Source organism: Deltaproteobacteria bacterium, assembly GCA_029210625.1.
GTDB lineage: Bacteria > Myxococcota > Myxococcia > SLRQ01 > SLRQ01 > JARGFU01.
This window is the reverse complement of sequence record JARGFU010000021.1, coordinates 59,960-81,998: the sequence shown is the minus strand read 5'-3', so window position 1 is coordinate 81,998 and position 22,039 is coordinate 59,960. Positions and strand designations below refer to the sequence as shown.

General features: G+C 72.5%; 16 protein-coding genes. 9 read left to right on the top strand and 7 right to left on the bottom strand.

Annotated features, from left to right (window positions below):
• The first annotated feature begins 5 nt into the window (after window positions 1–5).
• The gene (locus P1V51_18950) at window positions 6–3,008 is read left to right on the top strand and encodes a PKD domain-containing protein (GenBank protein MDF1565123.1); all 3,003 of its coding nucleotides are present in this window, start codon (window positions 6–8) and stop codon (window positions 3,006–3,008) included.
• Window positions 3,009–3,506: 498 nt separating this feature from the next.
• Complete coding sequence (locus P1V51_18945; GenBank protein ID MDF1565122.1) at window positions 3,507–7,706, top strand: DUF2339 domain-containing protein; 4,200 nt, start codon at window positions 3,507–3,509, stop codon at window positions 7,704–7,706.
• 4 nt (window positions 7,707–7,710) lie between these two features.
• Here P1V51_18945 and P1V51_18940 read toward each other — a convergent pair whose 3' ends face one another.
• On the bottom strand, window positions 7,711–8,688 hold the full coding sequence (locus P1V51_18940; protein MDF1565121.1) for a hypothetical protein: 978 nt from the start codon (window positions 8,686–8,688) through the stop codon (window positions 7,711–7,713).
• A gap of 92 nt (window positions 8,689–8,780) precedes the next feature.
• On the opposite strand from P1V51_18940, the gene P1V51_18935 reads away from it, so the two are divergent.
• Window positions 8,781–9,545 (top strand): VOC family protein, encoded by a 765-nt coding sequence (locus P1V51_18935; GenBank protein MDF1565120.1) that lies wholly within the window; start codon window positions 8,781–8,783, stop codon window positions 9,543–9,545.
• Window positions 9,546–9,606: 61 nt separating this feature from the next.
• On the top strand, window positions 9,607–10,635 hold the full coding sequence (locus P1V51_18930; protein ID MDF1565119.1) for a prolipoprotein diacylglyceryl transferase: 1,029 nt from the start codon (window positions 9,607–9,609) through the stop codon (window positions 10,633–10,635).
• A 15-nt stretch (window positions 10,636–10,650) separates the two neighbouring features.
• On the opposite strand, the gene P1V51_18925 is transcribed toward P1V51_18930, so the two are convergent.
• Window positions 10,651–11,325, bottom strand: a complete 675-nt coding sequence (locus P1V51_18925; GenBank protein ID MDF1565118.1) for a lysophospholipid acyltransferase family protein — start codon at window positions 11,323–11,325, stop codon at window positions 10,651–10,653.
• A 62-nt stretch (window positions 11,326–11,387) separates the two neighbouring features.
• Entirely contained in the window at window positions 11,388–12,065 is a 678-nt protein-coding gene (locus tag P1V51_18920) for a DUF3365 domain-containing protein (GenBank protein ID MDF1565117.1), read from the bottom strand.
• Window positions 12,066–12,142: 77 nt separating this feature from the next.
• Here P1V51_18920 and P1V51_18915 point away from each other — a divergent pair, with 77 nt between their 5' ends.
• Entirely contained in the window at window positions 12,143–14,290 is a 2,148-nt protein-coding gene (locus P1V51_18915) for an acetate--CoA ligase family protein (GenBank protein MDF1565116.1), read from the top strand.
• On the opposite strand, the gene P1V51_18910 is transcribed toward P1V51_18915, so the two are convergent.
• Both P1V51_18910 and P1V51_18905 read right to left on the bottom strand, forming a co-directional pair.
• Window positions 14,291–15,808, bottom strand: a complete 1,518-nt coding sequence (locus tag P1V51_18910) for a trypsin-like peptidase domain-containing protein (protein MDF1565115.1) — start codon at window positions 15,806–15,808, stop codon at window positions 14,291–14,293.
• A 5-nt stretch (window positions 15,809–15,813) separates the two neighbouring features.
• On the bottom strand, window positions 15,814–17,262 hold the full coding sequence (locus P1V51_18905; protein ID MDF1565114.1) for a hypothetical protein: 1,449 nt from the start codon (window positions 17,260–17,262) through the stop codon (window positions 15,814–15,816).
• Window positions 17,263–17,308: 46 nt separating this feature from the next.
• On the opposite strand from P1V51_18905, the gene P1V51_18900 reads away from it, so the two are divergent.
• Genes P1V51_18900 through P1V51_18890 form a run of 3 tightly spaced genes read left to right on the top strand, consistent with a single transcriptional unit; the run spans window position 17,309 to window position 19,199 of the window.
• On the top strand, window positions 17,309–17,638 hold the full coding sequence (locus P1V51_18900; GenBank protein MDF1565113.1) for a Rieske 2Fe-2S domain-containing protein: 330 nt from the start codon (window positions 17,309–17,311) through the stop codon (window positions 17,636–17,638).
• Window positions 17,635–18,258, top strand: a complete 624-nt coding sequence (locus P1V51_18895) for an isochorismatase family protein (GenBank protein MDF1565112.1) — start codon at window positions 17,635–17,637, stop codon at window positions 18,256–18,258. The genes P1V51_18900 and P1V51_18895 overlap by 4 nt, the downstream gene beginning before the upstream one ends.
• Window positions 18,255–19,199 (top strand): TIGR02757 family protein, encoded by a 945-nt coding sequence (locus P1V51_18890; GenBank protein MDF1565111.1) that lies wholly within the window; start codon window positions 18,255–18,257, stop codon window positions 19,197–19,199. Before P1V51_18895 ends, P1V51_18890 begins: the two co-directional genes overlap by 4 nt.
• A gap of 47 nt (window positions 19,200–19,246) precedes the next feature.
• On the opposite strand, the gene P1V51_18885 is transcribed toward P1V51_18890, so the two are convergent.
• Window positions 19,247–20,131, bottom strand: coding sequence for a diadenylate cyclase (locus tag P1V51_18885; GenBank protein MDF1565110.1), 885 nt, complete (start codon window positions 20,129–20,131; stop codon window positions 19,247–19,249).
• Between the two features lie 181 nt (window positions 20,132–20,312).
• On the opposite strand from P1V51_18885, the gene dksA reads away from it, so the two are divergent.
• Complete coding sequence (gene dksA, locus P1V51_18880) at window positions 20,313–20,675, top strand: RNA polymerase-binding protein DksA (GenBank protein MDF1565109.1); 363 nt, start codon at window positions 20,313–20,315, stop codon at window positions 20,673–20,675.
• Window positions 20,676–20,700: 25 nt separating this feature from the next.
• Here the strand turns inward: dksA and P1V51_18875 are convergent, their stop codons facing one another.
• Window positions 20,701–21,993, bottom strand: a complete 1,293-nt coding sequence (locus P1V51_18875) for a hypothetical protein (GenBank protein MDF1565108.1) — start codon at window positions 21,991–21,993, stop codon at window positions 20,701–20,703.
• Window positions 21,994–22,039: the final 46 nt, after the last annotated feature.

The window sequence follows — 22,039 nt, the reverse complement described above, 5'->3', positions numbered from 1 at the left end:
CTCCCATGGCCCGCAAGATCGCGCTCGCCCTGCTCGCCGCCATCCTCCTGCCGGCCTCGGCCTCGGCGACGGATGTCATCGGCAACCTCAACGTGAACACCCGCTGGGACCTGGCGGGCTCGCCCTACGTCCTCACCGGTGACGTGACGGTGGCGCCCCAGGCGACCCTCACCATCGAGCCGGGCGTGGTCGTGCAGGGCGCGGCCTCCGACGCCCTCGGCGGCGGCACCGACGCCGCCCGGGTCGAGCTGATCGTCCGCGGCACCCTGGTGGCCGACGGCAGCGCGGCCAGCCCGATCCGCTTCCAGGGCGCGAGCCAGGGGGCCGGCAGCTGGTACGGCATCACCCTCGACACCGGCGCCGGGGCCTCCTCGATCACGAACGCCGAGATCAGCGACGCCGAGCTGGGCCTCTGGATGCGCACCAGCAACCGGCCGGTGCTCTCGGATCTCTTCTTCGAGTTCTGCGGGATCGGCCTGCTCTGGCAGGCCTCCCCCGGTCCGGTCCTGGATCGGGTGACCGTGAAGCACGCCACCCTGAGCGCCCTGCGGCTGGAGGACGACGGCTCCACCGGCGCCACGGCGGTCCTCACCGACCTGGTGCTCTGGGGCTCGGGCGACGCGGGGGTCGAGATCCACGACCGCGTGAACGTCACCCTGCGGCGCAGCCGGATCTACCTCAACGACGTGGGCGTGCGGGTGCTCTCGGGTGGCGGCCTCGACGCCTTCAACAACGTGGTGGTGGCCAACCTCTCCCGGGGGTTCTGGTTCGACCAGACCGGCGCCGCCGTCATCCGGATCATCAACAACACCATCGACCGCAACGTGCCCGACTTCCAGAACCCGCTGGGCACGACCAGCGGCATCGGCATCCTCGCGTCGAGCGTCACCCAGACCTCCCAGGCGATCGTGCGCAACAACCTGATCACCAACCATGGTGAGGCGGGGATCTACGTGACCGGCGCCACCGCCCCGGCCCTCGACACCAACGACGTCTGGAACAACGGCGCCAACTACGTGAACGCCAGCGCCGGGACGAACTCGATCTCGGTGAACCCCCTCTACGTGGCCCCGGTGGCCCCGGACCCGGGGAGCACCTGGCTCTTCGTGGCCGATCCGGTCTCCCTGCGGACCTCGGCGAACAACTACAGCAACACCTGGACCTTCCAGAAGTTCGGCGCCTCGCAGATGCGGCTCATCGTCACCTACTTCCGCTCCGAGACGAACTACGACTTCCTGCGGATCCTCAACGGCCAGGGGGGGCAGGTGCAGTCCTTCACCGGCAGCCCCTCGATGCCGGCCACGACCACGGCCGTCCCGGGCACCCTGATCCAGGCCCGCTACACGACGGATGGCTCGGGCGCGGCCTCGGGCGCCGGCTTCGACATCTCCGGCTACGAGTGGCTCCCGATGGGGGTCACCTTCAACTACCGCCTCAACGGCTCCTCCCCGGCCATCGACGTGGGCAACGACCTCGACGCGCCCCTCGAGGACGCCGACGGGACGGTCCGCCCCTACGACGGTGACGTGAACGGCACGCCGACCACCGACATCGGCGCCTACGAGTGGCACCAGAACATCGCCCCGATGGCGGTGGCGGGGCCCGACCTGACGATCCTCCCCGGCACCGCCGTCAGCTTCGACGGCCGGGCCTCGAACGATCCCGACGGCTCCATCGTCTCCTGGGCGTGGGACTTCGGGGACGGCGGCAGCGCCAGCACCGAGCAGGCGACCCACACCTTCGCCTCCCTCGGCACCTACACCGTGACCCTCACCGTGACCGACGATCAGGCCGCCACCGGCACCGACACCGCCACCATCACCGTGGCCGACAACCTGGCCCCGGTGGCCGACGCCGGCGTCGACCTCTTCGCCGCCGTGGGCGAGGTGGTGAACTTCGACGGCACCGGCTCGAGCGACCCCGACGGCACGATCGTCGGCTACGCCTGGGACTTCGGCGACGGCGCCCCGGCGGGCAGCGGCCCGACCGTGAGCCACACCTACGGCAGCAACGGCGTCTACACGGTCACCCTCACCGTCACCGACGACCGCGGCCTGACCGGCACCGACACCACCGCGGTGGTCATCGGCGGGGGCGCCAGCAACCTCCCGCCCACCGCCGACGCGGGGGCCTCCTACGCCGCCGAGCTCGGCTCGGCCATCACCTTCGATGGCAGCGGCTCCTCGGACGCGGACGGCAGCATCGCCAGCTACAGCTGGGATCTCGGCGACGGCAACACGGCGACGGGCGTCGGCCCCACCCACACCTACTCGGCCGCCGGCAGCTACCTGGTCACGCTCACCGTCACCGACGACGACGGCGCGACCGCCACCGACACCACCCTGGCCACCGTGAGCGCTCCGGGGAACACCCCGCCGACCGCCGGCATCACCGCGCCGGGCACCGCCGGCATCGGCGAGAGCGTCGTCTTCGACGGCAGCGCCTCGGCCGACAGCGACGGCACCATCGTGGCCTACGCCTGGGACTTCGGCGACGGCGCGACCGGCACCGGCGCCCAGGCCTCCCATGCCTTCACCGCCGCGGGCGCCTACCTCGTGCGCCTCACGGTCACCGACGACGGTGGCGCCATCGGCCAGGACGTCCACGTGATCACCGTGGGCGGCAGCAGCAACCAGCCGCCGGTCGCCGACGCGGGCGGGACCCAGCGGGTGGATCTGGGCAGCCCCGTCCTGCTCGACGGCTCCGACTCGAGCGACCCCGACGGGACGATCGTCTCCTACGCCTGGGAGCTGGGCGACGGCACCACCGAGAGCGGGGCGGCCGTGACCAAGACCTACGCCACCGCGGGCAGCTACCTCGTGAAGCTGACCGTCACCGACGATCAGGGCGCGACCGACGAGGACTTCGCCCTGATCGAGGTCGTGGCGCCGGAGGACAATGGTCCGGCGGCCGATGGGTGTGGGTGCTCGGCGCCGGGGAAGGGTGAGAGCGGAATGGCTCTCGCTCTGATGGTGCTGGGGCTCGCCCTGGTGGTGCGGCGGCGTTAGCCGCCGACGCGCACGCGCACGCTCTCGGCTTCTCCCTGGGCTCGAGTCGAGCGAGCCCGGGAACCCCGAGCCCACCTTCAAGACCAACGTTGATCCGACACGGCAAACGGCTCACGGCTCATCGAGGTTTCCGGCGAGCCCTTGATGTGAACCGGGCTCCCTCTTCAGACCCCCGGCCCGACCGAGACCTCAATGAGCCGTGAGCCGTGAGCCGTGAGCCGTGCCGGTGACCCGTACTCCTCGAAAGTGCGCCGGGCACCCGGGAGAACCGTTGCGCGAGCGCGTGCCCGTGCGCGGGGGTTGAAGTCGAGACGGGGACGTCGTCCCTGCGAACCCCGGTACGCGCTCTCACGACGCAGTGCGTAAAGGCCTGCCCGCCCGTCTCCCCTCGGAACCGGCGAATTCGGGCGAGATTCGTCGATCCGTCCCCCTTGGCACCCGCCTTGCTCCGGGAGAGGGTGCCTCCTTCCCCCCCCTTCGACGGGAGAGATCCATCCGATGGAAGAGACCCTCATCGTCCTGGCCGTCCTGCTCTTCCTGGCCATCTGGCTGGCAGGCAACATCCTCGGGCTGATCGCCATCATCAAGATGGGAGGGCTGCGTCGGCGGCTCGAGAAGATGGAGAAGGAGCTGGCCCTCGCCCTCCGCGGCGGCCTCGCGCCGTCGGCGGCCGGCGGCGTTCCGGTGGCGGCGGTGCCGGTGAGGGCGGAGCGTCGGGCGCGGGAGCAGGCGGCGGAGTATCGGCTGCAGCAGGAGGAGAAGGAGCCGGCCCGAGAGGAGGAAGCGGGCGCCGACCTGCCAGCCGATGGGGAAGAGGCCGCGCACGCGCACGAGCACGCGCACGCGCACGGGTTCTCCGGGGAGGACGAAGGAGAGGCCGCTGAGGCTGAGGCGGAGGCTGAGGGCGCGGTGCCTGAGGTCTCCGGTGGTGACGAGGGAGAGGCCGAGCGCGTGCGCGAGCGCGTGCGCGTGCGCGAGGATGTCGAGGAGGAGAGCGTGCCTCCACTGGCGGCGAGTGAGGCGGTCGCCGACGAGGCGCCCGAGGCTCCGAAGACCTCCCTCGAGGAGAAGATCGCGCTGGTCTGGTTGACGCGGATCGGCGCGGGGCTGCTGGTGCTCGGCGCGGCCTGGGGCTTCAAGCTGGCGGTCGAGAACGAGTGGATCGGTCCCTGGGGCCGGGTGGCCATCGGCATGGGCATCGGCGCGGGCCTGCTGGCCTTCGCCGAGTGGATGAAGCCGCGCCTGCACCTGGCCTACTTCACCGGCCTGCTGGGGGTGGGGCTCTCCCTGCTCTACGTGGCGACCTTCGCGGCCTACGGCTTCTACGGCCTGCTGCCGATGCCCCTGACCTTCCTGGCGCTGGTGGTGGTGGCGCTCCTGGCCGGGGCGCTGGCCCTGCGGCACCGCTCGCAGCTGATCCTGGTGATGGGGCTCCTGGCCGCGCTGGCCAACCCGATCCTCCTCTCCACCGGGAAGGACCGGCCGCTGGAGCTCTTCGCCTACCTGCTGCTGGTGACCGCCGGGGTGCTCTGGGTGGCGCACCGGCTGCGCTCGATCGTGGGCGTCTGGCTGCCGAAGGCCGGCGTGGTGGTCATCGGCATCGGCTGGTACGCGAAGTTCTTCGACGTCACCGCGCCCTGGGCCGACGCCCTCTCCGGCAACCTGATCGACGACAGCGCCGGGGCCTACTTCGCCCTCTCCGCCCGGGCGGTGCCGCTGACGGCGGTGGTGCTCTTCTCGGCGCTGTGGGTCTACTCGGGGCTGCGGGCGCGGGCGAGCGAGTGGAGCAAGGTCTCCCCCAACGGGGTGCTGGCCTTCGTGCTCGCCTTCGCGCCGGTGGCCTTCGGCGCGCTGCTGCACGACTCGCCGGTGGTGCTGGCCCTGGCGATGATCACCTGCGCGGTGGCGGCGGGCCTGCTCCTGCGCGACGAGCAGCAGACGCCCCTGCTCGCCCTGCCGCTCCTCCTCTCCTTCCTGGTGCTGCTGGTGGGCAGCGAGCCGGCCCGGGAGGCGCCGGTGCCCTCGCTGATCGCGGTGGCCGCCTGGCTCTCGATCTACGCGGCCCTGTTCCTGCGCAACGGCCTCCCGCGGGGCAAGGAGCAGTCCTCGCTCCTCTCGGCGGGCCTGCTGGCCACGACCCTGGTGCTGGGCGTGATCCTGGCCTCGGTCTGGTTGATCCCCGACCACGTCGAGCTCCTGGCGCTGACCATGCTCCTGCTCTCGGCGGGCTTCGCGGCGCTGGGCATGCTCACCGACAAGCCCTGGATCGCCGCCCTCGGCGTGGTGTTGACCATCCTCGCGCTGGCCGTGGTGGCGCCCCAGGGTCGCTACGACGAGGCCGGCGAGCTCCTCGATCGCAACCTGGTCTTCCTCCTCCTCGCCGGGCTCTGGGGCCTGACCTACCTGGGCGTCGCCGCGCGGCGGCTCCTGCGCGAGGGGAGCGAGACGCCCATCGCCCTGACCCTGGCCGGGCTCGGCGGCCCGGTCGGCTTCGTCGGCGTCGTGCTGATCCACGTGGGCTTCGAGGCGAGCGGCTTCTCGGCGCTCTGCTCGGCCGGGGCGGGCCTCGCCCTCTTCGCGGTGGGGGTGCTGGCCCTGCAGCGCCACCCCTCGGCGCGCACGCCGGTGACGGTGCTCCTCGGCGGCGGCCTCTCCCTGCTCACCCTCGCCGTGGGGCTCGCCTTCGCCGGCGTCACCCTCACCCTCTCCTGGACGATCATGGCCGCGGCCACCGCGGTGATCGCGGCCCGGGAGGGGAGGGCGGCCTGGATGTGGGCGGCGGTGGGCCTCTTCGCCCTGGTCCTGATGCGGGTGCTCACGATCGACCTCTGGGTGATCGAGCAGGCCCGCGACGCCTACCTCTGGTCGAAGGGCGCGGAGGGCGCGCTCCACGCCACGCCCTTCTGGAACGCGCGGGCGCTGGCCCTCTTCGGGGTCGCGGCGGCCTTCCTCGTCTCGGGGCGCTTCCTCGATCGGGCCGCGGACCTGAAGGGCGCGCAGATCGTCGCCGCGGTCTTCGGCACGCTGGCCTACCTGCTCCTGCTCACCCTCTTCGTGATCGACGTGCGGGAGCTGGTCACGACCTACCCGGAGCTGGGGCTCTCGGTGGGCTCGGCGACCGAGTTCCAGGACTTCTGGGGCGAGTACCATCAGGCCCTCGCCAGCCAGGAGAACCTGCGCGCGATGGCCGTCACCCTGACCTTCGGCGTCTTCGGCGCGGCGGTGCTCACCCTGGGCTTCAGCCTGCGCAGCGTGCTCGCGCGCTGGCTGGGCCTGGTCACCCTCGGCGTGACCCTCGCGAAGCTCGGGCTCTGGGACATCTGGTCCCTGCCGCGCCTCTACCAGGTGGTGATCCTGGTCTCCGTGGGCTTCCTCCTCCTGGGGGCCGGCTTCCTCTACGCGCGCTTCGGCAAGCGGCTGGTGGGCTACTTCAAGGTGGGCGCCGCGGCCCTCCTCCTCGGTCTGCTGCTGCCCGGCGCCGCCCGGGCCCAGGCCCAGGGCGAGCGCCTCGACCCGCGGCCCTACCTCCACCGGGCCACGGTCGAGGTCGCCGCGCCGGGGCTGCAGGCCCTGGCCGCCACCCCCGAGCTCTACCGGGCCAGCGAGCGGGGGCCGGAGCTGCCCGACCTGCGCCTCGCCGACGCGGCGGGCCGGGAGCTGCCCTGGGTGCTGCGGGATCGGCCGCAGGGCCGCCCCTCGAACGAGCTGCAGCTCGAGGTCCTCGATCCGGTGCAGCTCCCCGACGGCAGCAGCCGCGTCACCTTCGATCTCGGCGAGGGCGAGCTGCGCCACAACGAGCTGCACCTCGAGATCGCCGGCGACGACTTCCTGCGCCGCGCCCGCATCGAGGTCTCCGACGACCGGGAGGCCTGGGCGACCCTCGGCGGCGGGGTCGTCGTGCGCAGCGCTCACGGCACGCACCGGGTGGACCGCACCGAGCTCGGCTATCCGCGCTCCGCCTCCCGCTACCTGCGGGTGACGGTCTTCGCCCCCTTCGGCCAGCCCTACCTGCCCATCCAGGGGGGCACGGTCCGCTTCCGCCCGCAGGAGGCCCTGCCGCCGACCCGGCGCCTGCCCCTGCCCATCGCGGAGACCGGCCGGGCCGCGAACGGTCACGACGAGAGCTGGGTGCGCCTGGACCTGGGCGAGGCTGGCTGGCCGATCCAGGCCCTCCACCTGGAGATCACCGACCCCGCCTTCGAGCGCCGGGTGCGGGTGGAGGCCAGCGACACCGGACAGCGCTGGTATCCGCTGGGCAGCGGCCTGGTCTATCGCGCCGGGGGGAGGGACGGGCGCGACGAGCACCTCACCCTGCGGGTGCGCACCCACGCCCGGCACCTGCGCCTGATCTTCACCGACGGTGACGATCCGCCCCTCACGGTCACCGGCGTCGAGGGTGAGGCGCGGGTGCGGGAGATCGTCTTCCGCGCCCGGGAGGCGGGCCCGGTCCACCTCTACCTCGGCCACGTCGAGGCGCGGGCGCCCAGCTACGATCTCTCGGCGGTCCTCGCCCGCCAGGGCCTCCAGGCGCTGCCCGAGCTCGAGGCCGGCCCCCTCCTCGCGAACCCCGAGCACCGGCCGGACGAGGCCGCCCCGGGCCCCTGGAGTGAGCGCTGGCGCGTCCCCCTGGGGATCGGCATCGGCCTGCTGCTCCTCGGCCTCGGCGCCTGGGCGGTGCGGATGCTCCGCGATCCCTGAAGGATCAGTCGGCGCAGGCGACGCGGTGGAGCTCGCCCACCTGCTCGCTCAGGGTGAGGTAGCCCTCCCCGCCGGGCTCCCAGGCGACGGCCTCCCCCTGGGGCTCGGTGGCCGCGGGCACCGGGCGGATGGCGGCGCTCCCCAGGGTCGCGGCCGAGAGCGCCCCGCCCAGGTCCAGCTCGTGGAGCGAGTCGTAGCCGCGCAGGAGGAGGCGGCTGCTCGCGGCGTGGAGATCCGCCGCGGTCACCCAGGGGCTGGCGGGCTCGAGATCGTCGTCGGCGAAGGTGAAGAGGCGGCGCAGGGTGCGGGAGGCGCCGTCCAGGAGCTCGCCCTCCACCGCGTAGACGGCCGGAGGTCCCTCCCGGCCCTTGGTCACGAGGAAGGGGCGGCCCCCCTCGACGAAGAGGGCCTCGGCGTCCCGGGCGCCGTCCCCGTAGCTCAGGGTCAGGCTGGTGGCGGTGAGCGGGCGGGGGCTGCGCGGATCGCCTCCCGCGGTGACGACCGGCTCGGGCAGGACGTGGAGCTCTAGCGAGGCGCGGGCGGCGAGGTTGTCGCCGATGTCGCCGACGAAGAGGCAGTCCCCCGCGGGGAGCCCCGGGGGGCAGGGGCCGCGGGCGAGATCCTCCCAGTCGGTGGCGACGACGCCCTCGAGGAGGAAGGTCGCCCGCAGGGCGCCGGAGCGGGAGAGGGCGTAGAGCTGCGCCGCGTCGCCCGAGTCGTTGTGGACCCAGAGCAGGTCGGGGTCGGTGGCGCTGACCGCCAGGCCCGAGAGCTCGGCCAGCCCGGCCGAGACGTCGAGGGTGCCCAGCAGCGCGGGGGCCCCCCACTGCTCGCAGCGCGCGGGGGGTGAGCCACCGTCGTTACCCCCGTCGCCGGGGGCGCCGCCGTCCGGCCTCCCGCCCGCCCGCGCCTTGCAGCCGGCGGCGCCGGCGAGGAGCAGCGAAGCGCAGGCGAGGAGGGCGAGGGGAGGGCGGGGGATCATGGAGGGCCGAGTCTATCCTCTCCCGGTCGGTGGCAGAGCACGACGCGGAGGGCTAGGCTCAGGGCTCCACCTTCACGAGGGGAGACGAGAAGATGGCCAAGCTGGATGGTTACTTCGTCTGGTACGAGCTGATGACCACCGATCCCGGGGCGGCCGAGGCCTTCTACGGCGAGGTGATCGGCTGGCAGGTCGAGCCCTTCCAGGGCGCGCCGATGCCCTACGCCCTGTGGAAGGTCGACGGGACCTCGGTCGGGGGCTGCATGCAGCTGCCCCCCGAGGCGCAGGAGGCCGGACCGCACTGGATCGGCTTCGTGCAGGTCGATGACATCGACGCCTCGGTGGCGAAGGCCGAGTCCCTGGGCGGGCGCTGCCTGGTGCCGGCCGCCGACATCCCCGAGGTGGGGCGCTTCGCCACCCTGGCCGATCCCCGGGGCGGGACGCTCTCGATCTTCAAGCCGGCGAAGGACGAGATGAGCGTCCCCGATCCGGCGCGCGACGGGGACTTCAGCTGGCACGAGCACGGCACCGACGAGCTCGCCTCCGCCTTCGACTTCTACGCGGGCCTCTTCGGCTGGTCCGTCGCCGAGGACATGGACATGGGCCCGGGGGGCATCTACCGGCTCTACCAGGTCGGCGAGCACCAGCTCGGCGGCTTCTACCAGCGGGGCCCCGGGATGCCCGACATGGGCCACGGCTTCCTCTACTACATCAAGGTCGGGGATCTCGACGCGGCCCTCGCCCGGGTGGAGAAGCACGGCGGCACGAAGGTCGCCGGCCCGATGCCGGTGCCGGGCGGGAGCCGGATCGGCCTCTGCCGGGATCCGCAGGGCGCCGCCTTCGCGCTCACCGGGAAGTAGGAGCAGCCTCGGCCGATCGCGGGGATGCAGTGGACTCCGCTATCGGCTAGTTTGCGCCGCCATGGGTGTCATCGGACCGATTCCTGTCCCCGACCTGGGGCCCATCCAGCCCTTCGGCCTGCTCGTGGCCACGGGGGTGCTGCTGGGTTCCCGGATCGTCTTCTGGCGTAGCGCGAAGAAGGGCCTGGGCGAGGACTGGCCGCGGCGCGGCGTGCTCGCCGTGCTGGTGGGGGCCTTCCTCTTCTCGCACTGGGTCGAGCGCCTATACTACGTGCCCGGCCCCCTCTTCGAGAGCTGGGGACCCCTCGAGCTGCTGGCCTTCTGGGCCGGGATGAGCTCCTTCGGCGGCTTCATCGGCGCGCTCTACGGGCTGATGCTCTTCACCGGCTGGTCCGAGGCCAGCAAGCAGGAGCGCAACCTCTCCCTGGCCCTGCCCACGGTGGCGGCCCTCACGGCCTACCTGAGCCTGACCCTGGCCCAGCTGCTCTTCCCGGTCGCGGTCCTCGCGGGGATCTTCCTCCTGCGCCGCTCGGACGGCCGGCGGATCGTCTTCGCCGACGCCCTGGTCGAGGGCCTGATCCCGGGCTGGGTCTTCGGCCGCGCCGGCTGCACCCTGGTCTACGACCACCCCGGCCATGTCTCCGACTGGGCCCTGGCCATGGTCGACCACTCCGGGATCGCCCGCCACAACCTCGGGCTCTACGAGCTGATGCTCACCGCCCTGGTGCTGCTGCCGCTGGTCTATCTGCTCCGGGCCCTGGAGAAGAAGCCGGGCCTGGTGACCTCGGTGGTCACCATGGCCTACGCGCCGGCCCGCTTCATGATGGACTACTACCGGATCCCGGCGACCGAGGGCGGCGATCCCCGCTACTTCAGCCTCACCGCCGGTCAGTACTCCTCGATCCTCCTCTTCCTCGCCTGCCTGGCGATCCTGGTGGTCACCCAGCGCGGGACCCCGAAGCCCATCCCCGAGCCGGTCGAGCCCCCGCCCAGGGGCGGCGGCGCGCAGAAGGCCGAGGCCGGCGGGACGAAGGGGTCCGGCCAGCGGGCCGGGGGCAAGAAGGGGAAGAACAAGAAGCGCAAGAAGTAGCCGCGCGCGCTTCCTTCAGCGCCGATCGAGCTCCGCCTTGGCCGCCACGATGGCCTCGCGGGCGGCGGCCTTCAGGGCCTCGAGGTCTCCCCCGTGATCGGCGGGGGAGAGGGGCGGCAGCACCCGCACCCGGCAGTCGGCGCGCATCTGCAGCTTGAAGCCGTGCTTGGGGAGGATGTCGGCGGTGCCCGAGACCGCGATGGGGATCACCGGGCAGCCGGTCTCCACCGCGAGGGCGAAGGCCCCATCCTTGAACTCCTGCACCTGGCCGTCGCGGCTGCGGGTGCCCTCCGGGAAGAAGAAGACCGGGAAGCCCCGGGCCAGCCAGGCCCGGCAGGCGTCCATCATCTTGCGGACGCTCTCGCCCCGGCCTCGCTCGAGGGGGACGTAGCCGTTGAGGACCATGTTCCAGCCGATGAGCGGCACCTTGAAGACGCTCGCCTTCGAGACCCACTTGAAGGGCCGGTAGAGGCCGAAGAGCACCACGATGTCGCCCAGGCTCTGGTGGTTGGCCACCAGCACCGCCGGCCCCTCCCAGGGGAGGTGCTCCCGGCCCGCGATCCGCAGCCTCCAGAGGGGCTGCAGGTAGAAGAAGAGCTGCGCCCAGAAGCTGGAGTAGAGGTGGAGGAGCTTCCGCCGCCGGTCGAAGGGGTAGGTCAGCAGGAAGACGATCACCGCCCCGGGGAACATCACGAGGCAGATGGTGGCCAGGGCCGACCAGAAGGCCAGCGAGTAGAGCGCGGCCCCCACCGTCAGGGCAGGTCGACGGTCGCGCTGAAGATCCCGCGCAGCTCGCCCGCGGCGTAGCCGATGGCGGCGTCGGCCGGGTAGAGCTTCGCCAGCTCGGTCTTCACCTCCGGCGCGATCTCCTTGCCGTGGCACTTCAGGCAGCCCTCACCCACGAGGATCGAGCGGGCGTAGCGCAGCTGCTTCTTCCCGCCCTCCTCGACGACCTCCCAGTGCTCCTGCACCTCGACCTTCCCGCTCTGGGGGATGGGACGGGCGAAGGCCTCGAGCACCTTCTGCTCCCAGGCGTCCGGGGCGTTGGCCGCGTTCCGGCGCCGCTCGGTGACCCGCCGGATGAGGACCTTCTGCTCCGCGGAGAGCTTCTCGGCGAGGGCCGGCGCCTGCTCGTTGCAGACGGGGATGGCCGCGGTGGGGCCCCCCTCCCCGAGCGCCTTGAAGAGGGCCTTCTTCAGCTCGCCGCCGAAGGTCTTGGTCGCCTCGCGGGCGGCGAGGAGGGCCTCCTCGGGCGTGGTCGGGGCTGCCCGCGCGGCCGCCGGGGCGGGGGCGGCGGGCTCGGCGGCGGGCTTCGCCTCGCCCATCGGGGCCGGGGGCGGGGTCGAGGCCTCCTTCGGCGCGGCCTTCTCCGGGCAGCCGGCGGTGAGGAAAACGCAGGAAAGGAGGAGCGCGGGCAGGATCGTCTTCATGGTGAGGTGAACTTAGGGCAGGTGGAGGGCCCCCGGCCAGTGGCTTCCCGCGGGATTCTGAATAGGCTGTGGGCACCATGGCCACCCCACGATCCCGCACCTCGAAGACCGCCAGCACCCTCCAGCCCCTCTTCGCCCCCCGCTCGGTCGCTCTCGTCGGCGCGACCGCCCGGCAGGGCGCCATCGGCCGCAAGGTGATGGAGAACCTCCTGGGCGAGGAGTTCGCCGGCCCGGTCTACGCGGTGAACCCCCGCGGCGGGGTGGTCCTCTGCCAGCCGGCCTTCCGCAGCGTGAAGCAGCTGCCCGAGGCGGTCGACCTGGTGATCATCGCCGTGCCCGCCGCCCAGGTCCTGGAGGTCGTGAAGGAGTGCGGCAAGAAGGGCGTGAAGGGCATCGTGATCATCACCGCCGGCTTCAAGGAGGTCGGCGGGAAGGGCCTGGCCCTCGAGGCACAGATCCGCGAGGTCGTGCGCAAGCACGGGATGCGAGCCATCGGCCCCAACTGCATGGGCATCCTCAACACCGACCCCGAGGTGCGCCTCAACGCCTCCTTCGCCCGGGCCCGACCGAGCTCTGGCAACGTCGCCTTCATGAGCCAGTCCGGCGCCCTGGGTGACGCCATCCTCTCCTACGCCCCCGAGATGGGCGTCGGCATCTCGATGTTCGCCTCGATGGGCAACAAGATGGACGTCTCGGGCAACGACCTGCTCGAGTACTGGGCGGAGGACCCGCACACCGACGTGATCCTCATGTACCTGGAGAGCTTCGGGAACCCCGAGCGCTTCACCCAGATCGCCCGGCGGGTCGCGCGCAAGAAGCCGATCCTGGCGGTGAAGGGGGGCAGCACGGTGGCCGGCGCGCGCGCCGCGGCCAGCCACACCGGCAGCCTCACCGGGGGCGGCGGCGCGGTGGACGCGCTCTTCGCGGAGTGCGGCGTGATCCGCTGCCACAGCGTCGAGTCCCTCTTCCAGGTCGCCCAGGCCCTCTCCCGCCAGCCCCTGCCCCGCGGCGGGCGGGTGGCGATCATCACCAACGCCGGCGGCCCCGGGATCATGGCGGCGGACGCCTGCGACACCACCGGCCTCACGGTGATCCCCCTCTCGGAGAAGACCCAGGCGAAGCTCGCGGGAAAGGTGAACCCCTACGCCGCCCTCCAGAACCCGGTGGACCTGATCGCCAGCGCCACTCCCGAGGACTACCGCCGGGCGGTGGACGCCTGCCTGGCCGACGACGAGGTCGACGCGGCCATCGTGCTCTTCGTGCCCCCGGTGATCACCGCGCCGATGGCCGTGGCCGAGGGCATCCTCACGGCGCGGGCGAAGCACCCCGAGAAGCCGGTCCTCGCCTGCTTCATGTCGGAGGACGTCGATCCCGCGGCGGCGGTGGAGCGCCTGCGGGAGGGCGGCATCCCCGTCTACCGCTTCCCCGAGTCCTGCGTCGGCGCCCTCGACGCCATGGTGCGCTACCGCCGCTGGCTCGATCGCCCCGAGGGCAAGCTGCCGCGCTACCGCGTGAAGAAGGACGCGGCGGAGGCGGTGATCGCGAAGGTCCGGGCCGACGGCCGGACCATGCTCACCTTCGGTGAGTCGCAGGCGCTGCTCGAGGCCTACGGCATCCCCTTCGCGGCCTCGGAGGTCGTCACCGATCTGGACGCGGCGCTGGCCGCGGCGGACCGCCTCGCCTACCCGGTCGTGCTCAAGGCCGACGATCCCCGGGTCGTGCACAAGAGCGACATCGGCGGGGTCGAGGTGGACCTGCGGGACCCCGGCGAGCTGGTGGAGGCCTTCCGCCGCATCCGCCGGGCGCTGGAGAAGGCGGGCGCCCCCGAGGGCAGCGTGAGGGTGCAGGCGATGGCGCGCACCGGCACCGAGGTGATCCTGGGCATGGCGCAGGACGCGAACCTCGGCCCGGTCATCCTCTTCGGGCTCGGCGGGATCTACGTCGAGATCCTGCGGCAGGTGGGCTTCAAGCTGCCGCCGCTCACCGACCAGGACGCGCGGGAGCTGGTCGACAACCTCCCCGGCGTCGAGATCCTGCGGGGCGCGCGCGGGCGGACCCCGGTGGACGAGGCCCGGCTGCTCGAGATCATCGAGCGCTTCGGGCGCTTCGCCGCCGACTTCGCCGGTCAGGTGCAGGAGGTCGATCTCAACCCGATCTTCACCGCGCCGCAGGGCTCGCCCACCGTGGCGGTGGACGCCCGGGTCCTGCTCTGCCCGCCGAGCTGATCAGCCCTCGCTCCGGGTGGCCTCCTTCAGGGCCTGGTTGATGGGCTTGATCAGGCCCGGCGCGATGATCACCAGCAGGCGGATCTGCTGCTGGAGGATCGCGACCTCCTCGCTGTCGGAGGGCGGCGGCCAGCCCGCCGGCCGCCGCGGGACCAGCTCGCTCGCGATGGGGTGGTGCTGCTTCCAGAGGCCCTGCTCCCGGCCCCAGTACTCGGTCAGCCGGTAGGACGAGCCGTCGAGGTTGCGGCCCTGCAGGAGCACCCAGGCGTGGTCCTCGCCGTCGTGCTCGACCGCCTCGACCCGCAGGCCCTTCTTGAGGATCTCCTGCATCTGGGCGTTCTCGCGCAGGGAGAGCTTCAGCCCCGCCTCCCGGGTGCGCCGCTCGGTCTCCCGCTCGGTCGCCATGCGGTACTCCCGCACCAGCGACGCCCAGCTCGCCTCGGCGGCCCTCCGGGCCTCGGGCACCCCGGGAGGTTCGGCGTGGTGGAGGGGCTTGGGGGCCGCCTCGCCCCGCATCCAGCGCACGGTGTTCTCCTGGATCTGGGTCTTCCACCAGCCCGCGTCGCCCATGCGGGCCAGCTCGGCCCGGAACGCCGCCTCGGCGGTCAGGGAGAGATCGAGGCGCACCACGATGCCCTCCACCGCCCGCTGGAGGACCTCCAGCTTGCGGTCCCAGTCGAAGCAGTGGCTCACCTCGGGCGAGCCCAGCTCCTGGGCGCGGAAGCAGGTGCGGGCCGCCGACTCGACCGAGCCGAGGTCGACGACGAAGGGGATCGCCGACGCTGCGTCCTCGGGGTCCTCCGGGTGGTCGCGCAGGGCCTCGGCCAGGGCGAGGGGGCGGGCGAAGCCAACCCCGTCGGCGCTCCCCACGACCCGCAGGGTGTTGATCCCGAGGAACTCGCCGCGCTCGTTCACCAGCGGCCCCCCGGAGCTGCCGGGGTTGAGGGCCGCGTCGTGCTGGATGGCCTCGGCGTGGAGGGCCGAGATCACGCCGGAGGTGAAGGACCAGACCGTCTCCTGGGCGTGGCCGAGGGCCAGCACCTTCTCGCCGGCGTGGGGGGAGGCCGCCGCCCGCTGCAGGGTGCAGTGGGAGAGGACCGGCCCGCGGACCTCGATCAGGGCGAGATCGGTGACGGCGTCGCTGGTCAGGACCGTGGCGGGGCGCAGCGCGCCCTCGTTCTCGAAGAGGAAGCGATCCAGGCCGCCGTCCATGGGGGTGTAGCTCTGCCGGCCCTCGCCGTGAGGCATCACCAGCACCCGCAGGACGTCGTGGACCACGTGGCGCGCGGTGAGGATCCGGTTGCTCCCGGTGTCGACCCAGACCCCCGCGCCGTAGCCTCGCTGGCCGTCCGGGCGCTCGGTGACGATCAGTACCACCGCCGGGAGCGCGCGGCGGACGACCTCGGGCAGGGTCTCGGAGTCTCCGCTGCGGGTGCCCACGCCCCCGCCCGTGGTGGCGCAGCCGGCCACCAGGAGGGTGATGAGGGTCGCCGCCCCTCTCGTCCTCCGGGGGTTCATGGCCGCTAGAAGCGCATCCCGAGCGCGAGGGTGATGGTGGGGTAAGGCATCTCCACCCTGACCCGCTTCGCCTCGAGGTCCGACGCCTGGATCTCGCCGGAGGCGTCCTCGGTCACGGTCCGGGCGTGGACCTGCTCGTCGGTCGTTATCCCGCGCAGGTAGTAGACGTCCCCCTTCAGATCGAGGGTCAGATCGAGGGGGAAGGCGGCGAAGGCCTCCTTGAAGAGGAAGGCGAGGCCGAGCCGGCCGCCCAGGAAGAGGGCCGCGCTGCCCGGCGAGCCGCCGCTCTCGCCGGCCTGCCAGCCGACGAGGGTCAGCGCGCCGAAGCCGACCCGGGGGCCGATCTCGAAGGCGACGAAGCGGGTGGGGAAGAGCACGAAGGGCAAGCCCACCATCAGGGTCTGCACCTTGGTGTTCGAGTAGCACTTCCCCCAGGTGGCGGCCGAGCGCTCGCGCAGGAGGCCTGCGCCGCCCTCCTGCAGGGCGGTGTTGATCGTGTCGCCGCCGGTGCCCGCCAGATCCCCCAGGGCGGCGTTGTAGGCCTCGGCGGTGGTCTGCTCGGCGAAGACGGCGATGCAGCCGGCGCTGATCCCGTTCGACGCTCCCACGTCGTCCGAGCCGTCCCAGTAGGCACCGTGGAGCCGGGTGGGGTCGACCTCGAGCTGGGACTCCATGTTGCGGTGCTCGTAGCCCAGCTCGATCCGCAGCCAGCGCTTCACCTGGAAGCCGAAGTCGATCGTGAAGCCGAGGTTCGAGTTCCACTGACCCTCGTGGAGGGTGGGGACCACCGGCTCGCTGCGGGGGTCCCGGTTGGGATCGTTGGTGACGAAGGGGATCGAGGGGAGGACGACCATTCCGTGGGTCCCCAGGCCTGCCAGCCCCAGCCCGGCCGACGCCCGCCAGCGGGGTCCGGTGACGATGCCCACGTCCTTGGCCAGGTCCTCGCCCGGATCGACCCCGACGATCTTGGCGCCGAGGTAGCGCAGCCAGCGCACCACCTGTCCGTCGTCATCGACCTCCATGTGCTCGCGGCTCACGACGCTGGTCTGGGCCAGGTCGATCATGCTGACCGAGAGGTTCGTCACCGAGCCGAGCTTCACCACCTTGCCGGTCACCAGGAAGGCGGCGTCGAGGGCGCCGGCCAGCTCGACCAGGCAGGAGTCGTCGTTGCAGCCCAGCAGCTGCTTCTGGGCCTCGAGGCCGAGGATGGAGGTGATCTCGGCCTGGGAGAGGACATCGTAGTCCTCCTGGCGCGCGGCCCCCTGGGCGAGGGCCTCGGTGAAGAGCTCCCGCACCCCCTCCGGGAAGCCGACCAGCTGGACCCCCATGACCGCGACCCGGGGCTTCGCCGCCGGGGCCTCCTCGGCCTGGGCGCCAGCCCGGGAGGGCAGGGCCATCGAGAGAGCGAGGGTGGCCAGCAGAGCCACGAGGGAGCGCAGGCGCGGGCAAATCATCAGGATCTTTTCCTCCCACCGAGTCGGGGACCAAGATAGCCCAGGCATGAGTGAGAAGGGATCCAGGGGGCGTAGCCTCGGCGCGGCGCCGCAGGAGGGCGAGCTGATCGGGGCGACGATCGGGGAGAAGCACGTCGCCCTCGCCCGCCTGCAGGGCGAGGTCCTCGCCCTCGATGCCTGGTGCAACCACGCCGGCTGCCTCCTCTCCGAGGGCCTCCTCACCGAGGACGCCGTGATGTGCCCCTGCCACGCCGTGGCCTTCCGGCTGCGCGACGGGAGGGTTCTCACCGAGCCGAGGATCTGCGAGGACCAGCCGACCCTCGTCGTGGAAGAGCGCGACGGGGAGGTGTTCCTGATCGAGGAGGAGATCGAATGACCCGCGCCCGTGACATCCTGAAGTGGCACGCCGAGCTCGCCCGGGAGGACGTCGAGCCCCATCCCGCCTACAGCCTCTACCGCGAGTCGACGGCCCTGCTGATCGTCGACATGCAGGAGAAGCTCGGGGCGGCGATGCCCGAGGAGCCCTTCGCGCGGGCGGTGAAGAACACCGTGCGGCTGATCGAGACCGCCCGGGCCTTCGAGCTGCCGATCCTCGTGACCGAGCAGTACGCCAAGGGGCTGGGGCCGACCGTGCCGGCCATCCTGGAGGCGCTGCCCGAGGGGACCCCGGTGGTCGAGAAGATGGGCTTCTCCTGCGCCGAGGTCGAGGACATCCAGGGCGCCCTGGAGGCCCGCCACCGCCGCCAGGTGATCGTGGTCGGGCAGGAGACCCACGTCTGCGTCTTCCAGACCGTGCGCGATCTGGTGGAGCTGGGCTGGTTCGTCCACGTGGCGCGGGACGGATGCACCTCCCGCACGAAGGAGAACTGGAAGGTCGGCCTGGAGCTGATGCACGGGCTGGGGGCGACGATCTCCGGCACCGAGACGGTGCTCTTCGACCTCCTGCAGACCGCCGAGGATCCCCACTTCAAGGCCCTGTCCAAGCTGGTGCGTTGAGCGGCGATCCGACGCCCGCCCACCTGCTGCTGCGACGCTACAGCAGCGAGGCCCGGGCCCGGGCGGCGCGCCAGCGGAGGCTGGAGCGGCTGGCCCCGGCGCTGCTCGAGACCGCCCGGCGGGCGGAGGCGGCGGGCCGCGGCCTCCGCGAGCGGGATCCGATCGCCTTCGCCCACCGCTACCAGGCGCCGCTGGATCGTGAGCTCGTCGCCCTCGTCGCCGCGACCCTGGCCTTCGGGAACGCGGTGGCCATCGCGGGCACCCTGGAGCGGGTGGTGGCGATCCTGGGGCCGCGCCCCCGGGAGGTGGAGGCCGGGCGCCTCTCGCGCCTCGAGGGGCTGCGTCATCGCTGGGTGAGCGGGAAGGCGCTGCGGGCGCTGCACCGGGGCGTGCTGCGGGTGCAGGAGGAGGCGGGCTCCCTCGGGGCGGCGCTCGGCCGCGCCCGGCGGGACGGCCGCGATCTGCGCGAGGCCCTCGCCACCTGGCGGGCGGGGCTGCTCCTCGCCGCGCGGCCCCGGGGCGAGGAGGAGGACCGGGGCCTGCGCTACCTCCTCTCGGATCCCCGCGGCGCCGGGGCGAGCAAGCGCCTCCACCTCTTCCTGCGCTGGATGGTCCGGGGGCCCGACGGCGTGGATCTCGGCCTCTGGAGAGGGGAGGGCGCGCCGCGCCCCTCGGAGCTGATCGTCCCCCTCGACACCCACGTCCACTGGCTCGCCCGCGCGATCGGGCTCCTGGAGCGAAGGGACGCCGGCTGGAAGAGCGCCGAGGAGATCACCTGGATGCTCCGGGGGATCGATCCGGAGGATCCCCTGCGCTTCGACTTCCCGCTGGCGCACCTGGGGATCAGCGGGGGGTGCCGGCACCGGCACGTGGCGTCGATCTGCCGGGAGTGTCCGCTGGCCACGGTATGTCGTCCAGCGCTCCGCGCCGCCTCTCGTTGAGATGGCTTCGAGCTTCGAGCTCGTAGCTCGTAGCTCGCAGCCGTGCGCTACGCGCGCCGCGCCGGCTGGTTCAGCTCGAGCACGATCTCGCCGTTGCGGAAGACGCGCACCGCGCCGCTGGTCTGGGAGACCGTCACCGCGATCGCGTGGGTCTCGCGGGTGATGGCCGCGGCCGCCATGTGGCGGGCGCCCAGGCCCAGGGGCACCTTCACGTCGCCGATGTCGGCCTGGAGGTAGCGGCCGGCGGCGAGGATGACGCCGTCCTCCCGGGCGACGAAGGCGCCGTCGAGGACCGAGAAGTTCCGGATGGCCTCGCGGATCCGGGGATCGAGGACCGAGCGCTCCGACTCCGAGACCCCCTGGAAGGGGTTGAGGGTGAGCTGCTGGGACTTCTCCATCACGGTGGTGGCGTCGCCGATGGTGATCAGCGAGCCGATGGGGTGGCCCTCGAAGCCGTCGTGGCCGACGCGCAGGGCGATGTCGATGAAGGCCTCGACCACCTGGCTGGAGAACTCCTCCGAGAGCTCGAGGCCCTCGAGGGCGGGCTTGTCCTCGAGGCCCAGCCCGATGCGCAGGTTGAGCAGCATGTCGGGGTGCTTGCCGGCGCCGGTGACCGCTAGGACGACCTCGCCCTCCTTCACCAGCCCGGCGGCCAGCGCGCTGACGATCGCGACCTTGATCCGCTCGACGCGGGCGTAGTCGTAGGGGGGGATCGTCACCACCGCCTGGCCGCTCTCGCGGAGGTCCTCGGCGATCGTCTCCTCGCTCACGGCGTAGACGATCTTCTTCTTCACCGGGCGGCCCTTGAGCTCCTCCTTGGTGAGCTCGTCGTCGTGGACCCAGAGGAGGCGATCGACCTCCTTCTTGGACGCCAGGGCCAGGGCGCTGCGGATGAACTCCTTCTCGATGGTGCTTGCGGGGTCGGCAGACATGCAGGCATCCTAACCGCGCCTCGGGCCGGGCTCCACTTCGGTGCATCGAGGGGGCGCGGGTGACGCAGCGCGCCATGGGTGGTCGGTTTTTGCTTTGACAGGCCGCGTGAGCGCCTGTTATCTCGCCCACCTTCTTGCAGGGCGTGAGAAGACCCAAACCCGCTAGTTTCCTGGGGGAAGCGTGAAGAAGAAGGACCTGGAGAAGTTTCGCAAGATCCTCGACAGCTCGCGCTCGCAGCTCCTCGCCTCGGCGAAGCGGACGCTGCGAGAGGAGACGGTGGTCGACACCGACGATCTCCCCGACGAGCTCGACCTGGCTTCCTCCGAGTACGCTCAGTCCATGGTGTTCCGGCTCCGTGACCGGGAGAAGTTCCTCCTGCGCAAGATCGAGTCCGCGCTCTCGCGGATCGACGACGGCACCTTCGGGATCTGCGAGTCCTGCGACGAGGAGATCAGCCTGCGCCGCCTCGAGGCCCGCCCGGTGACCACGATGTGCATCCGGTGCAAGGAGGAGCAGGAGATCGTCGAGCGCTCCTTCGGGTAGGCGCCCGAACGCTCGCGGATCGCGCCTACTGCAGGTCGATCCGCAGCAGGTGCATCCCCACCAGGAGGAAGTCGCCCTCGGTGACGACCGTCTCCTGGGTGAGCCGCAGGAAGCTGCCGTTCGAGGATCCCAGATCCTCGAAGCTGGCCTTCCCGTCGGCGCCGATCTGCAGGCGCCCGTGGGTGCCCGAGACGTAGCCGTCCTTGGGGAAGGTGAGCTCGCCGACCTCGCGCCCGACCCGGTACTCCCCCTCGGAGAGCATCCAGGCGGTGCCGTCGCCGCCGCCCTCGAGCTCCTGCACGAGGCGGAAGCGGGCGCCGTGGTCCGGTGAGCCCCACTCGGCGGCCTCGCCCGGGGCCGGCTCGGGGATCGGCCCGATCTTCTCCAGGCGCAGCCGCTGCCGGCCGAAGCGCAGCGCCGAGCCCGAGGGCAGGGGCACCGGCTGGCGAGCGGTGAGCTTGAGGAAGGTGCCGGTGGCGGAGCCCCCGTCGCGCACCCGCAGCACCCCCGCCCGCTCGGCCAGGGTGAGGTGCGCGCTGGTGACGAAGGGATCCTCCGGGATGGAGATGGCCGCGCCGGCGCTGCCCGCGACGGTCTCGGGGGTCTTCAGCGAGGTGGCCCCGGCCTCGGAGCCGTCGGGCTTGATCAGGGTGACCTTGAAGCGGGGGGCGGCGAGCTCGGGGGCGTCCACGGCGCCCATCACCATGGTGCCGCCGACGGAGGCCGCGGCGGCGGTGGAGGCCGCGGTGGCCGGCGGGGGGGCGGCGGAGGTGTCGGCCCGGGCGCCGCAGGAGCCGCAGAAGGCGTGGCCGGCCGCGACCTCCTTGCCGCAGGTGGGGCAAGGGCGGAGGTAGTCGGGGATCGCCCGGCTGGCGGGCGCCGGCGCCGGCGCCGAGATCGGAGGGACCACCGGCTTGGGCCCGAGTTCGGGCCGGTCCTCCTCCAGGGGGGAGGAGACGGAGGTGGCGGCCTCGGCGGCCCGGACCGCCGGATCGGAGCGGACCGAGGGGGCGGTGGCCTCGAGGGGCCCGGGGGGGATCGGCGTGTGGCGGGGGGTGCCCCCCGCGGGGGTGGCCAGGGAGACGCTCGGCGGGGTCGGCAGCGGGGCGACCACCGCGGACTGGACCTCGATCATGCCGGTGGGGGGCGCCTCCTCGGTCAGGGCGATCACCTCACCCAGGTCGTCCTCCGCGGGCTCGGGCGGCTTCTGGGGCTGCGCCTGGGTGGGGGCCGCGGCGCCGCCGATCTCCGAGCCACAGTCGAGGCAGTAGCGGAAGGTGTCCTCGTTCTCTCGTCCGCAGATCGTGCAACGGATCATTCGCGCCTCCTGGCTCCCGTCCTAGCACAAGCCAGGCCGGATCTGA